This window comes from Halomonas sp. SIMBA_159 (genome assembly GCF_046536035.1).
Lineage (GTDB): Bacteria > Pseudomonadota > Gammaproteobacteria > Pseudomonadales > Halomonadaceae > Vreelandella > Vreelandella venusta_A.
Window position 1 is genome coordinate 1 of the sequence record NZ_JAWJBT010000812.1, and the last position, 264, is coordinate 264.

At 48.1% G+C, this 264-nt stretch carries 1 pseudogene; it reads right to left on the reverse strand.

Annotated features, from left to right (window positions below):
• Window positions 1-264: pseudogene (locus R0J87_RS21470) on the reverse strand (hypothetical protein); the annotation flags it as partial.

Here is a 264-nt window from a genome sequence, read left to right on the forward strand (position 1 = left end):
GGCGAGCGCGGCAGAGACCAGGGATGAGCCTGAATTGTTCGGACTCATAATAAACAGGTGATGTTTGGCATTGTGAATCCGTTTGACGGGCCGGGCATCAAAAATAAGGTGGATGCGATCTGTATCAGAGCGGTTGATGACCCTGTGCAGTCCCAGATTATTAATGTCGTACATGACGCCGGCTTTTAATTGGTGCAGTTCCCTGTCCAGATAAAAATGCAGCTGGTTGTAAGTAATAATCGGAACATGGACTTTGGGGTATCG